General features: G+C 64.9%; 16 protein-coding genes. All 16 read right to left on the bottom strand.

All coding sequences use genetic code 11. The features are described 5' to 3' along the window. Nucleotide 1: 1 nt before the first annotated feature. Nucleotides 2–661 (bottom strand): phage tail tape measure protein, encoded by a 660-nt coding sequence (locus RA21_RS03475; protein ID WP_039146196.1) that lies wholly within the window; start codon nt 659–661, stop codon nt 2–4. Beyond that, nucleotides 654–869: a rcc01693 family protein gene (locus tag RA21_RS03480; RefSeq protein ID WP_039146197.1), complete on the bottom strand. Its 216-nt coding sequence runs from the start codon at nt 867–869 to the stop codon at nt 654–656. The genes RA21_RS03475 and RA21_RS03480 overlap by 8 nt, the downstream gene beginning before the upstream one ends. Continuing rightward, nucleotides 866–1186 (bottom strand): gene transfer agent family protein, encoded by a 321-nt coding sequence (locus RA21_RS03485; protein ID WP_039146199.1) that lies wholly within the window; start codon nt 1184–1186, stop codon nt 866–868. The genes RA21_RS03480 and RA21_RS03485 overlap by 4 nt, the downstream gene beginning before the upstream one ends. Before the next feature lie 4 nt (nt 1187–1190). After that, entirely contained in the window at nt 1191–1604 is a 414-nt protein-coding gene (locus RA21_RS03490) for a phage major tail protein, TP901-1 family (RefSeq protein WP_039146202.1), read from the bottom strand. 46 nt (nt 1605–1650) lie between these two features. Continuing rightward, a complete protein-coding gene (locus RA21_RS03495; protein WP_039146205.1) occupies nt 1651–2058 on the bottom strand; it encodes a DUF3168 domain-containing protein in 408 nt (135 codons plus the stop codon). Continuing rightward, nucleotides 2055–2387 carry a head-tail adaptor protein gene (locus tag RA21_RS03500; RefSeq protein ID WP_039146207.1) on the bottom strand — a complete coding sequence of 111 codons (333 nt, stop codon included), beginning with the start codon at nt 2385–2387 and terminating at the stop codon, nt 2055–2057. The genes RA21_RS03495 and RA21_RS03500 overlap by 4 nt, the downstream gene beginning before the upstream one ends. Then, nucleotides 2384–2983 (bottom strand): head-tail connector protein, encoded by a 600-nt coding sequence (locus tag RA21_RS03505; protein ID WP_039146539.1) that lies wholly within the window; start codon nt 2981–2983, stop codon nt 2384–2386. Before RA21_RS03505 ends, RA21_RS03500 begins: the two co-directional genes overlap by 4 nt. A gap of 179 nt (nt 2984–3162) precedes the next feature. Continuing rightward, on the bottom strand, nt 3163–4344 hold the full coding sequence (locus tag RA21_RS03510; protein WP_039146210.1) for a phage major capsid protein: 1182 nt from the start codon (nt 4342–4344) through the stop codon (nt 3163–3165). Nucleotides 4345–4376: 32 nt separating this feature from the next. Beyond that, nucleotides 4377–4940, bottom strand: a complete 564-nt coding sequence (locus tag RA21_RS03515) for an HK97 family phage prohead protease (RefSeq protein WP_446720190.1) — start codon at nt 4938–4940, stop codon at nt 4377–4379. 26 nt (nt 4941–4966) lie between these two features. After that, nucleotides 4967–5191 (bottom strand): GTA head formation protein, RCAP_rcc01685 family, encoded by a 225-nt coding sequence (locus RA21_RS03520; RefSeq protein ID WP_019298454.1) that lies wholly within the window; start codon nt 5189–5191, stop codon nt 4967–4969. Beyond that, nucleotides 5184–6428 (bottom strand): phage portal protein, encoded by a 1245-nt coding sequence (locus tag RA21_RS03525; protein ID WP_039146214.1) that lies wholly within the window; start codon nt 6426–6428, stop codon nt 5184–5186. Before RA21_RS03525 ends, RA21_RS03520 begins: the two co-directional genes overlap by 8 nt. A gap of 297 nt (nt 6429–6725) precedes the next feature. Next, the gene (locus RA21_RS03530; protein WP_039146216.1) at nt 6726–8012 is read right to left on the bottom strand and encodes a DNA-packaging protein; all 1287 of its coding nucleotides are present in this window, start codon (nt 8010–8012) and stop codon (nt 6726–6728) included. After that, entirely contained in the window at nt 8005–8487 is a 483-nt protein-coding gene (locus tag RA21_RS03535; protein WP_241483467.1) for a hypothetical protein, read from the bottom strand. The genes RA21_RS03530 and RA21_RS03535 overlap by 8 nt, the downstream gene beginning before the upstream one ends. Nucleotides 8488–8710: 223 nt before the next feature. Then, a complete protein-coding gene (locus tag RA21_RS03540) occupies nt 8711–10453 on the bottom strand; it encodes an adenylate/guanylate cyclase domain-containing protein (RefSeq protein ID WP_039146218.1) in 1743 nt (580 codons plus the stop codon). Between the two features lie 245 nt (nt 10454–10698). After that, nucleotides 10699–11853, bottom strand: a complete 1155-nt coding sequence (mltG, locus tag RA21_RS03545; RefSeq protein WP_039146220.1) for an endolytic transglycosylase MltG — start codon at nt 11851–11853, stop codon at nt 10699–10701. After that, entirely contained in the window at nt 11853–13118 is a 1266-nt protein-coding gene (fabF, locus tag RA21_RS03550; protein ID WP_019295543.1) for a beta-ketoacyl-ACP synthase II, read from the bottom strand. The genes mltG and fabF overlap by 1 nt, the downstream gene beginning before the upstream one ends. Nucleotides 13119–13376: the final 258 nt, after the last annotated feature.

Here is a 13376-nt window from a genome sequence, read left to right on the forward strand (position 1 = left end):
CTTAACGGTTGCGCCCGCCGCGTGACAGCGCGCGGGACAGCTGCGCGGCGATCTGGCTGCGGCTGCGTTCAAAGCCTTTGACGTCGGGGGTGGAGACATTCATCACCACGTTGACCGCGCCGCCGCCCTGGCTGCGCACCCCAAGCGAGCCATCGGCGCCGCGCGTCAGCGGCAAGATCGCCTCCGGACCGGCCTCGCCCATCAGCCCGGTGGCGCCGCGCATCGGAAACGTGGTGGGGCTGGTGACAACGCCGCCCTTGGCAAAGGGCATCACCTTGCCCTGGCTGAAGGCGGCGCCATTGGCGAAGGGAAGGATACTGCCGATGAGGCTGCCGAACCCGTCGGAAATAAGACTGCCCACGTGGTTGGTGACCGGTTTCATCGCCGCGTTATAGGTTGTGCGGATCATTGAGCGCGCGAGCGTGTCCATCGCCTCCGACAGATTGGCGCCGTCAAACACCAGATCGTCAAAAGCACGGCGCAAGCCCTTGGAAAGACTACGGTCCAGGATCTGGGCATCGCGCCCGGTTTCGGAAAAACCTTCCTTCACTCGCCCCAGCACTTCTGCAAAGGCTGCGGCCATTCCAGAGGCTCCGTCCAGGGCTTCCCCCAAAGCTTCGCCCTGCAATTCCAGTTCTGCCATCGAAGATGAGTCAGTCATCTGTTGTCTCCTTGTTCTTCGGGGCGGTGGCGTCCGGGAAGGCCGCCATTAAGGCGGCCAACCGGTCGCGCCCCAGCGGCTGCGGTGCTGCGGCGTCGCCCAGCATCAGCCGCAACTCAGCGGGTGTCAGCTGCCAGAAATCGCGCGGCAGCAGTTTCAGCCCCGCCATCCCGGCGCGCATCAGGGCGGGCCAGTCGAGCGCAGTCATGAGCTCTCGGGCACGGCGAAGCTGCGCACCAGCAGTTCCGCGGCCACCCGTGCCGCCTGCATCGGGCCGCCGGTGATGGTGGCCACAGCCAGATCCTCGCGGCTGAGGTCATGGCCGCCGCCCTGCAGGCCGGCCGCCAGCAGCGCCAGAACATCGCGGGCGGAAAACCGGCCCTGTTCGAACCGCTGCACCAGATCCACCAGCGTGCCTTCCTCCAGCGCGGCCTCAAGGGCTGCAAGCGCACCGAGTGTGAGCTTCAGCGCGTAAGGGGTTCCATTCACGAGCAATTCCGCCTCGCCTGCGTGCGGGTTCACCATCGGATCACACCGCCGCAAAGCTGAGCTGGCCGGCGCTGGCGAGCGAGAGTTCATAGGTCGCCTCGCCATTGTGGCTGCCAGAATATTCCAGCGCGGTGACCTGGAACGGCCCCTGCACGATGCCGAAGTCGGGGATGATCACCTGGAACTCCGGCGTAAGCCCGTCAAAGAACAGTTGCCGGGCGCGTTCGTCCGTCGCCTCATCCCGGAAGATGCCGGAGCCGGAGATGCTGGCGGAGCGCACACCGGCGCCTGCCAGCAGCTCGCGCCAGCCGCCCTGGCTTTCGAGGCTGGTCACATCGACACTTTCGGCGTTGAAGCTGATGCGCGTGGCGCGCAGGCCGGCGATGGTCTCGAACAGGCCTGCGCCGTTCATGTCCACTTTGACCAAGAGGTCCTTGCCGTTTTGAACTGTCATGGGGTTTCTCCATGTATTTCAATTGGTTTCGTTAGGTTCTTGCGGTTCAGACATCATCCACACGGGCGCGGAAGCGCAGGGTGATCTGGCGTCCGCCGGTGCTCAGCCGCTCGGCCTTGGCCCGGTCGAACCAGAGGCCGGTCAGCTGCCCGCGCGGCAGCGGCACCGCGGCTCCGACCAGCGCGTCGCAGACGGCGGCAGCGGCGGATTTGGCGGTGGCAAAGCCGGCCATGTCGGTGGTGACGGTGACAAAGAACCGGTGTTCTGCCCCGCCTGCAGTCTTGTCGGAGCGGTCCAGCACCTCTTCGCCGCCAAGCGCCACATAGGTCTGCGGCAAGGGGCCTGCGGGGATGGCGTCATAGATCGCGCTGCCGACCAGTGCGGTCAGGCCCGCGTCGCCGGTCAGAAGGGTGTAGACGGCGGATTGCAGCCCGCCTGCGATGGCATAGGTCATGTGCTCACCTCCGCAACTGCGAAACAGGTGAGGTAGCGGGCATCCGGTCCGTTTTCCGTAACTGCATCAATACGGTAGAGGCGGCTTTCATCGCGGAACCGCTGGTCGGGGCGCGGGCGGGATGCAAAGCCATCGGGGGAAGCGCGCAGGGTAATGCGGTATTTCTGCAAAGACAGGCTGTCGCTGTTGAGGCGCCCGCTGAGGGATTTCACCTCAGCCCAGTGGGTGCCAAGCGCCACCCAGGCCTCAGCATAGCCGCCGGCGCCGTCGGGGGCGCGCTGGGGGTCTTCCAGCACCAGTTTGCGGGTCAGGTTCGGGGGGCGTTTCATGCCAGGCCCCCCAATGTCAGCCGCAGCGTGCGGTAGCGTTCAATGAGGCTGGTGACGCCAAAGGGCATGCAGCCGCCATGGAGGCCGGTATCGGCCCGGTATTCGTAGTAATGCGCCGCCAGCAGCATCAGAGCCTGGCCCAGATCGGCAGGAAGCCCGCCCCAGTCTGCAGCCATGCCAGCCTGCAGGGTGATCCGCGCCAGACCGCCCGCGGGAATGGCGGGCAGCAGGCTGCCCGCGGGACACAGCGCCGGGCGCTGGCTGTCACGCTCCAGATGGTAGGCGGCGGGGTCCACCACCGTCTCAGCGCCTGCGGCGTCACGGATCATCACCTCTGTCACCATCTGCACCGGGGCGATGGGAAACACCATCCGGGTGCGGTCGCGCCAGTGGCGGGTTTCCATTTCAAAATCGCGGGTTATCAGTGCCTTGCCGGTTCTTGCTTCCACCGCGGCCAGGGCGGCGCGCAGGAAGCCAATCAGCACCTCGTCCTGCAGGCTGTCCTCGCCAAAGCCGGTGCCCAGGCGGAGGTGTGCCTTAAACTGGGCCAGCGGCAGGGCGGCCTCGGGCACGGGGGTCACTTCGCTCAGCATCATCATCTCACTCCTGCGGGCCTCCCCCTTGCCGGCCCGGGTCTGCTGTCCGTTCAAGGGTTCGGCCGGCACGCACCGTTCCCTGCCGCTCGGACGGAGGGGGAGCAGCTAGACGGCAGGGAAATATGGGGTGCGTGCCAGCCGGCGGACCGGGCTGCCGGTCCGCCATCAGCGCTGAGCGGTCAGCTCAGGCCGAATTTCATCAGCTTGATCGCGGCGAAATCGCTGACGTCGCCGCCGACGCGCTTGGTCGCGTAGAACAGAACATGCGGCTTGGCGCTGAAGGGGTCGCGCATGACGCGCAGGTCCGGGCGTTCGGCAATGGTGTAGCCGGCGCGGAAGTCGCCGAAGGCGATCGGGAAGCTGTTGGCGGCCGGGTCCGGCATGTCCTCGGCGATCAGCACCGGGTAGCCCATCAGCCGCGCGGGTTCGCCTGCGGCCAGACCGTCGGACCACAGGAAGCGGCCATCGGCATCCTTCAATTTCCGCAGCATTCCCGCGGTCTTGGAGTTCAGAATGAAGGTGGCGTTGGCGCGGTATTCCGCCCCCAGCGCATAGACCAGGTCGATGATCGCGTCGCCGTTGCCGATCTCGCCTTCGACGCCGGTGGCCTTGTAGCCGATGTTGCCCCAGGTCCAGCTGTCGTTTTCCTCGACGTTGTAGTTGAGGAAACCGGTGGGCTTGTCGTTGCCGTCGCCGTTGATGAAGGCGTCGGCCTCAGACCGCGCGAATTTGTCGGCGATGCGTCCGGCCAGCCAGCCCTCGATGTCAAAGGCGCTGTCATCGAGCAGCCGCTGCGACGCCTTGGGCAAAGCGCTGAGTTCGTGCAGCGGGATCGAGATGCGGTCGATGCTGCCGGTGGAGGTTTCCGCCGCGGGGCCGGTTTCACTGGCCCAGCCGGCGCCCATTTCGCTGTGGTCGATCAGCACGTCATAGCTTGAGGCCTCCACATGCACCACGGAGGCCACGGCGCGGATTGAGGCGGAGGCGTTCAGCACCGCCTTGACGGTGTCGGCGGTCTGCGGGTCGACCAGATAGCCGCCGTCGCTGCCCACCGCGGTGGACATGGATTTGCCTTCCAGCTCAAGCCCGCGCAGGCCATCGTCGTCGCCGTTGCGCAGGTAGGCGTTGAACGCCTTTTGATGCGGGGCGCCCGCGTCCTGGCTGGCTGCCAGATGGGGGCGGTTCTGAGAGATTGTCTTACGGTCCAGCATGGTCACTCGCTCTTCTGCCTGTTTCAGCCTTGATTGCACGTCGTCCTGAAACCCCTTGAATTCATGAAGAAAGCCGGAGATGGCCTGTTTCACTTCATACGCCAGGGGCGCTGCGTCCCCGGTTTGGGCCGGGAGGTCTTGGTTGCTCATGATGGGTGTCCTGTTTTGGGTTCTGGCCTGTTTTAGGTCTGGCCTGTTTTGAGGCCGCGGGTGATCTGGCGCAGGCCGTCGGCCAGGGCGCGCAGCGCTTGTGCTTCCGCATCGGCGGAGGATTTCGCTGCCACCCGGGCGGCGGGCAGCATCGGGAAGGTGACCAGTGACACCTCCCACAGCTCCACCTGCGTGAGATGGCGGCTGCCGTCGGGGGCGCGGGTGGCTTTCTGGGTGCGGTAGCCGATGGAGAGGCCGTCGATGGCGCCACCCTCGATCAAGGCGGCCGCTTCGGCGCCTTTGGGTGTGGCGGTGAGGATGCGGCCCTTGACGTAAAGCCCGCGCTTGTCCTCGCGCACCTCGTCCCAGACGCCGATGGGCTGGTGCGGGTCGTGCTGCCACAGCATCTTGACCGTGCGGCCCTGATCGCGGAGCGCCTTGAGCGAGGCCGCATAAGCGCCGCGCATCACCACGTCACCGCCCTGGTCGGTCTGGCCGAACAGGCTGGCGTAGCCCTTGATTTCGGTTGCGTCCTTCAGCGAGAGATCCTCGCCGAAGCGTGCGAATTTATGTTCCAGCTGGGGGGATCCCTGCATCATTTGAACCTCGCAAGTCGTTGGATTTACGGCAATTGCACCGTCAGGAAGGATTGGAAGGCCTGCGCCAGGATCACCGCGGCGACGCCGTAGACAGTGAGCCAGAGGCGTTTTTCCAGCCGCTCCATCATCTGTTCGATCCGGTCGAGGCGGCGGTTCACGGCGTCGTGCTGGATCTGGGCCACCCGCTCATGGGCGGACAGGCGCAATCCCGGTGAACAATCAAATGCGTGCATCGGGTGCTCAGTCATCCTGTCCGCCCTCCGTCTGCGGCGCGGCTGGGGCTTCTGTGGGCAACCCCAGCAGCTGCCGCTTTTCCGCGGGTGTGAGGAAATCCGCGGAGGTGATGCGCCGCCACTGCGCCTCGCGTTCAGCCGCCAATGCGGGCAACTGGTCGAGGTCGGGCTTCAATGTCAGCGCGTCGCCGGTCCAGGCGGTGAGCCAGCCGGACAGCGCGGCGGTGACTTTGGAGACCAAGGGCAGCACGGTCAGCCGGTAGAAGGCGCGGTTGGCCTCCTGATAGTTGGCATAGGTCGCATCGCCCGGGATGCCGATCAGCATCGGCGGCACCCCGAAGGCCAGCGCAATTTCGCGGGCGGCGGTGTCCTTGGTTTTCTGGAACTCCATGTCGGAGGGCGAGAACCCCATCGGCTTCCAGTCCAATCCGCCCTCCAGCACCATCGGGCGGCCGGCATTATTGGCGCCTTGGAAATTCGTTTGAATTTCTTCGCTTAGATGGCGGAATTGATCGTCGGACATCTGCCCCTGGCCGTCGGAACCGGTCCAGACCAGCGCGCCGGAGGGGCGGGCTGCGTTATCAAGCAGCGCCTTGGACCAGCGGGAGGCGGCGTTGTGGACGTCGATGGCCATTGCCGCCGATTGCAGGGCCGAGAGCCCGTAGTGGTCATCCTGCGGGTGGAAGCTCTTGATATGGCAGACCGGGGAATTGCCCGGCTCGTTGGAGAAGCGGTGCTTGCGTCCGCCGACCACATAATCAAAGCCTGCGGGCCAGCCGTCCGGCCCCGGCACCACGTTCATCCGGTCGGAGCGCAGCACATGCAGTTCTGCGGGGGTTGCGTCCTCAGCCGTGACCATCTCGATATAGGCGTTGCCAGACAGGAGCAGGTGGCCGTAAAGCGCCTCCAGCATCTCGGCCTGGGTCTGGGCCGGGTTGGGGCGTGCCAGCAGAGCCAGCCAGGGGTGGCTGTCAAAGCGCTGGCGGCTGTCCTGCAGCACCAGCGGCACGGCGGCGGCAGCCTCGGCAATCAGGCGGATCACCCGGTGGGTGACCGGATTGCCGGCAAAGCCGCTGCGGGTCAGGGACACGGTGTCGCGCGGGCTCCAGGCGATGCGGCCGGCGCCGTGCCAAGAGACCACGCGGGCGGTCTGGCTGGCCTTCTGTTCCAGGCCCGGAGTATTGGGGCCCGGTTTCCGGGGGCCTGATTTCTGGGGGTCTGGCGATTTGCGCCGCAGCAGGTCAAAGACCATGGTCCGCTCCTCAGCTTGTTCCTGTGTGGCGCTGCCGGCCCGGTGGGGCTGGTGCGCCTTTGCTGAGGATCATTAGGGCCAGAAAGACCTGAAGATTTGGCAAGCGGTGCGTACGGTGGGTACGCAACACCTTGGGTTACAGCACTGTTTTAAAAGATAAAGGCAGCGTTGCGCGCTGCCTCATCCAATCGAATTTCTTTGTCTTGTCTTCGCCTGGCCGAAGGCCGGGCAGCGCCCGTCCGCCCCCCCGGGCGGGCGCTTCGCGTCCACCCGCGGACGGACGCTGCCCTTAGCGTTTTATAACACCCTGACCTGCGGCCTGCGCAGGTTGGCGGCGGGCTGGATGATCAGCTCATGCAGCGCCCAGACCAGCGCATCGACCCGGTCGGGAGAGCCGCTGCCGCGGTAGCCCTGCGGGGTCATCTGGCACATCTGGTCTTCCAGCTCGCCCAGCCCCGGCAGGTGGCGCACCCGGCCCTGCTCATAAAGCGCCGCCACCGGCTCGGCGCGGGCCGATTTGCCCTTTCGCGCGTGCAGGGCGCGGAACGGCACCAGCGGGTCGGCCTGGCGCAGCACGGTTTCGACCAGGGCACCGCCCTGGTTGACCTCTGCCACCACCCGTTCGGCGCCTAAGCGGTCGCGGGCGGAGATCACCGCCTGCGCCCAGGTCATCGGCGTGGCCCCCTGCACGGTGCAATCCGCCAGCACATAGGCCTGCCAGTCCTGCGGCGGGCCGTGGGTGACGGCGCCGGCCACCATGATGCCGCAGGCGTCAGACGCCTTGCCCGCGCTGACGGCCGGGTCAACCGCCACCACGATCCGGTCCAAGGGCGGGGCTTCGGCCACCTGCGCATCGACCAGCGCTGCGGTGGTCCAGAGCGCGCCCTGGATGTCCGAGAGCATCACCCCGTCCAGCTCCTGCCGGCCCAGCCGGGTGCCCGCGTAGCGCGCGCGGACTTCCGTCAGGAAGGAGGCTGCGAGGTTGGCGCGGTTGGCTTCGGTCGGGGCATGGGTGGTGACGGTGCTGGGCGAGGCCAGCAGGCGTTTCAGCACCGGCACATTGCGGGGCGTGGTGGTGACGCAGACGCGGGGGTCCTGCCCCAGCCGCAGCGCGAATTGCAGCATGTCCCAGCTGTCATCACCCTTCTTCCACTTGGCCAGCTCATCCGCCCAGGCGGCGTCAAACTGGGGGCCGCGCAGCGCCTCGGGGTCGTGGGCGGAGAACGCCTGCGCCTCGGCGCCGTTGGGCCATATCAGCTTGCGTTCCGACGCTTTCCACTTGGGGCGGCGGTCGGGGGGCGAGCAGGCCAGGATGCCGCTGTCGCCGTGGATCATCACGTCGCGCACCTGGTCATAGGTTTCCGCCACCAGTGCGATGCGCCGGGCGGTGCCGGGGTCGTGAGGCCACGCGCCCTCAGCCAGCGAGCGGACCCATTCGGCCCCTGCCCGCGTCTTGCCCGCGCCGCGCCCGCCCAGGATCACCCAGGCACGCCAATCGCCCGGCGGCGGGCGCTGGTGATCCAGCGCCCAGATGTGAAAGAGATGCGGCAGCGCGCAGAGGGTTTTGCGGTCCAGCTCATCCAAGAAGCAGCTCAGGAGCGAGGGCGGCACGCAGGCGAGAAAGTCCGAGCTCGACAGCTGCGCGCGCCGCGACGAGATCGAGTTCGTGCTCGGATTTGAGCAGGCGGGCGACGTCGGTGCTTTGTTCTGCAAGGGTCTTCTCCACTTTCTGGCAATCCCGGATCAGGTCCTCGAGCTTGCGGACCTGGGATTTGGCGCCGGTCATTTCATCGGCGCCGGTGGTTTCGAGCTGCTCCCGGAGCTCCTCTGCTTCTTTGCGCAGGCGGTGGATGCTGTCCTGCAGGGACAGCAGGAGATCGGCGGTGTAATGCCCCCGCCGTTTCAGGAGGGCGGCGCCGTCCTGTTCCGGTGTCTGGCCCTGTTCAGAGGTGGCCTGTTCAGAGGGGGCCGGTACTGCGTGGACCGGTTCTGAGGGGGTCGGTGCCGGGTGGCCCGGCCCTGTGTGGCCCGGTGCCGGGCCGCTGGTTTGATCTGTCATGATATGCTCTGCCTCATGCGTTTTTGTCCGCACGAGAGAAAGACAGGACGGCCGCCGGCGGAGGGGGTCCGGGTCCGTCCATGTTTCTTCCAGCTGCACCACAATCTATACGCGATTTTGGCGTAAAAGTCAAGGGTTATGGGGAGGGGTGCGTACGGTGGGTACGCAACGGGGGAGGCGGAGAATAAGAAGGACCGGAAGGAAATACTTAGGATCGCTAGGTTCAGCTGCTGAGTCCTGAGGCGCGCAAACCATCCGCAACGAGAGCAAAATCCCCCGGCCGCCGCCACATCGTTTCAAACCCGCGCGCAAGACTCGTAACGGTATCCTCATCGACTTCAATGCCGCGGCTGGCGAATTCGTCATGGCGTTCAGCGACGAACTCCTTCAATGCGGCTGCGGCTTCCTTTCGACGGCCGAGATGTGCGTAGGATGCAGCGACAAATGCTGAGGCGAGCGAGTTTAAACGCGCCTCGCCATTCAACATACCAAGCGCCGCTTCATAGTTGCCCCTAAAGAACTCTGCCTGTCCCATGATCCATTTAATGGCGGGCGGATGCAGCGGGTCCAGACGCATCGCTTCCGACACGACATCGCGCGCTTTTTCCTGACGACCTAGCAAGAGAAACGCGTAGCCGCACCACGCCATGGATTCTGCTTCATTGACGATTTGCGACAGTGTTCTTTCGAACTGGGCTTCTGCTTCATCCCAAAGACCCGCACAAAGGTATGCAAACCCGAGTTGATCCTGGATATAGACGTCGCGGTTATCAAGTGCAGCGCCTTTGCGGGCGGTCTTAAGTGCATGGTCGGGCGCGTCCGGGTCCGCAAGACCGAGCCAGAGGTCAATCACATAGGTGTCTGACAGGTACATGTAAGTTCGCGCAACAGACGGATCGAGCACGACTGCCCGTTCGAGGAGCACGCGTGCAGTTGCTGTGTCCTGCGCATTCAGCCCGTCTCGCAGCGCCTTGCCCTTCAGCATCAATTCGTAGGCCTTCATTTCATCCGCCGGCTTATGAGCGGCGCGGTCAACCACGTCGTGTTGCACCCGTCCGGGCAAGACCGCCGCGACACTGCGCGCTACTTCGTCCTGCACGGCGAATACATCTTCCAATTCGCGGTCATAGCGCTCCGACCAAAGCTGGATCCCTTTATGGGCATCCGCAAGCTGAACCGAGATACGTACCCGTCCCCCGGCCTTCCGGACGCTGCCCTGAACGAGGTAATCGACACCGAGCGCCTCGGCTATTTCGGCCGGGTCTGTATCCTTCGGTTTGAAGCGGAAGGATGCGTTCTTTGAAGTGACCTGGAGGGTGCGGAAACGTGACAAGCCTGTGATAACATCTTCTGCAATACCTTCGCTGAAAAATGACTGATCGGTATCGCCGCTCATGCTATCGAAGGGAAGAACGGCAACCTTAGCCGTTCCGGGATCAGCCGGCCGAACTTTTCCTGTGTCCGCCTCTTTCACCCCGCCATAACGCCAGGCGCGCACCGGCGAGGCGACGTTTTTGAGAGTGTGGAGCCCGGTATCTTCCCAAGTAACCGGGAGACTGGTTCCAACAACACGGTAAACAGCTTCCGAGATTAGCACTCCGCCGGGCGGGGCAAGCTGCTCCAACCTTGAAGCCAGGTTGACACCCGATCCGAAGACATCGCCGTCACGAATGATTATGTCGCCGAGATTAATACCAATTCGAAAGCGGATCGGATCGGCAGCCTCACCCTGCGCTTGCTGCCATTCGATGGCACAAGAAACAGCGTCGGCAGCACTGTCGAAGCAGGCCAGAAGACCATCGCCCAATTGCTTGACGATGCGGCCGCGATGGGAAGCAATAAGCGGGGCGGAGAGCGTATCAAAAAATGCAGACAGCGAAGCGAGCGTGCCGGCTTCGTCTTGTTCCATCCGGCTGGTGTACCCGACCATATCGGCGATTAAGACTGCCGCCAGCTTTCGTTCCACAACCTACCCTCCCTCTTTTGCATACCGGCCGAAAGGCAATAAGGCCATGGAAAAGAACGAGAGCACCCGCAAACGGCCGCACTTGCACCGCGCAATCTCTGCTTCCTGCAGTAACAAAAAAAGGGCGCCAACCGGCGCCCTTCCCTGTTTTTGCCCCTGCCCCGCAGACCGTTTCCCGGCGCGGGAAACGGCTCGGAAAACACGTGTTTTCCGGGCCGGAATTCTCGCAGAATTCCGGCGTCCGGTCAGTTGTTTTGCTGCTGGGCCTCGATCTCGCGCCATTTGGCGACGTTGGCGTTGTGCTCGTCCAGCGTCTCGGCAAAGGCGTGGCCGCCGGTGCCGTCAGCGACGAAGAACACGTAGTTGGTGGTCTCCGGATTCACTGCGGCCTCCAGGCTGGCAAGGCCGGGGTTGGCGATGGGCGTGGGCGGCAGGCCCTCGATCACATAGGTGTTCCAGGGGGTGGGTTTGCGCAGCTCGCTCTGGCGCAGGCCGCGGCCCAAGGTCCCCTCGCCCTTGGTGACGCCGTAGATCACCGTCGGGTCGGTCTGCAGGCGCATGCCGCGGTTGAGGCGGTTGGTGAACACAGAGGCGACCAGGCCGCGTTCCTCGGCGACGCCGGTTTCCTTCTCGATGATCGAGGCGAGGATCAGCATTTCCTCCGGGGTTTTCACCACCGCATCCGCGGAGCGGCTTTCCCAGGCGGCGTTGATGCGCAGCTCTTGGCGTTTCTGCATCTCGGCCAGCACCGCGGCGCGGTCTGTGCCGGGGGTGACCTCGTAGCTGTCGGGTGCCAGCAGGCCCTCAGCGGGGCGTTCGCCCGGGTCGCCGTCCAGCACATCCATCGCTTTCAGCGCCGCGACCACCTGCCAGCTGGTCACGCCTTCGGCCAGCGCGATGCGGTAGCGGGTATCGGCGTCCTGGCGGGTCTCGGTGTACTCGGCCGGGACCTCATCCTCGCCGAGGACGAAGTCTGCGATTTCCTCAAACTTGCTGGTCGCCGGGTCCAGTTCGCGCACGAGCGCCTGGGTCCGGGTCACGCCGACGCGGTAGACGATTTCGGTGCCGCAGGTGGAGGCGCCGGAATGGGTGATCTCGTCAACGATGCGCTCCATCGACGACCCCGGCTCCACCAGGAAGCTGCCGGCCTTCAGCTGGCCGGTTTTCTCGCTGTATTTGGCGCCGAGGCGGAAGATGGTGCCGGAAGAGACGGCGCCTTGGGTTTCCAGGTCGCGGCTGACGCGCGCCATGTTGGAGCCGCGCTCCACCCGCAGGCAGATGGCAGTGTCGAGCGGGCCCTCGGCAGTATATTGCGACTTGCCCCACAGGATGAGGCCGCCCAGCAGGAACAGGGCGGCGATCAGGACAGTCAGCATGTTAGAGGCGAGGCTGCGCCACATCAGTCAGGTTTCCCGAACAGGACCGATGCGTTGGTGCCGCCGAAGCCGAAGGAGTTCGACAGGGCCACGTTGATCTTGCGCTCGCGCTTGGCGTTGGGGGCCAGGTCGACCGGGGTTTCAACCGCGGGGTTGTCGAGGTTGATGGTCGGCGGTGCCACCTGGTCGCGGATCGCCAGGATCGAGAAGATCGCCTCAATCGCGCCGGCGGCACCCAGGAGGTGGCCGGTGGCGGATTTGGTCGAGGACATGGTGACATTGCCCGCGTGATCGCCCAGCAGGCGTTCAACCGCGCCCAGTTCGATGGTGTCGGCCATGGTCGAGGTGCCGTGGGCGTTGATGTAGTCGATGGCGGAAGCGTCCAGGCCTGCGTTGGCCAGGGCCGCCTTCATCGAGCGTTCGCCGCCCTCGCCGTCCTCGGAGGGCGCGGTGATGTGGTAGGCGTCGCCGGAAAGGCCATAGCCCAGCACCTCGGCATAGATCTTGGCGCCGCGGGCCTTGGCGTGCTCGTAGTCTTCCAGCACCACGATGCCAGCGCCCTCGCCCATCACAAAGCCGTCGCGGTCGGCGTCATAGGGGCGCGAGGCAGCCTTGGGGTCATCGGCGCGTTTGGTCGACAGCGCCTTGCAGGCGTTGAAGCCGGCAATGCCGATCTCGCAGATCGCGGCTTCGGCGCCGCCTGCGATCATCACGTCGGCGTCGCCGGATTTGATCAGCCGGGCCGCGTCGCCGATGGCGTGGGCGCCGGTCGAGCAGGCGGTCACGACGGAGTGGTTCGGGCCCTTGAAGCCGAAACGGATCGAGACCTGGCCGGAAATCAGGTTGATCAGCGCGCCGGGGATGAAGAACGGCGACACCCGGCGGGGGCCCTTCTCCTTGATCATCACCGCGGTGTCGGCGATCGACGACAATCCGCCGATGCCGGAGCCGATCATCACGCCGGTGCGCAAGCGGCTTTCCTCGTCCTCGGGCGTCCAGCCGGCGTCGCGCACGGCCATATCGGCGGCAGCGATGCCATAGAGGATGAAGTCGTCAATCTTCTTCTGTTCTTTCTTGATGACCCAGTCATCCGGATTGAACGTGCCCTCAGAGCCGTCGCCGCGCGGAACTTCGCAGGCGTAGGTGGTGGTGACGCCGCTTGCTTCGGCATCAAACAGGGTGATGGGGCCGGCGCCCGACTGTCCATCCAGCAACCGGGACCAGGTTTCTTCGACTCCGCTGGCCAGCGGGGTGACCAGGCCCAGTCCGGTGACTACTACTCGGCGCATTCCTTGCTCTCCTATGCCTCGGCAATCCGTCCGTTCAAATAGCTTGGAATGGCAACCGGGTGCAAGAGCGGGCTGGCACCCGCCGTGACGTTACGGAAAATGGGCGGTGACGGTGTTTTTGCACTGCGGGAACGTTTGATTAACGACTCACACTTAGGTTGAATTTGTCAAAACGCGAAACTCGGCATCCGTCCTCATCGAATGCCAAAACGGGCTGGAGCTCTGGGCCATTTTGTCTCCAGCCCGTCTTTTTTTCGT

The sequence above is a fragment of the Leisingera sp. ANG-DT genome (assembly GCF_000813785.1).
In the GTDB taxonomy this organism is placed as follows: domain Bacteria; phylum Pseudomonadota; class Alphaproteobacteria; order Rhodobacterales; family Rhodobacteraceae; genus Leisingera.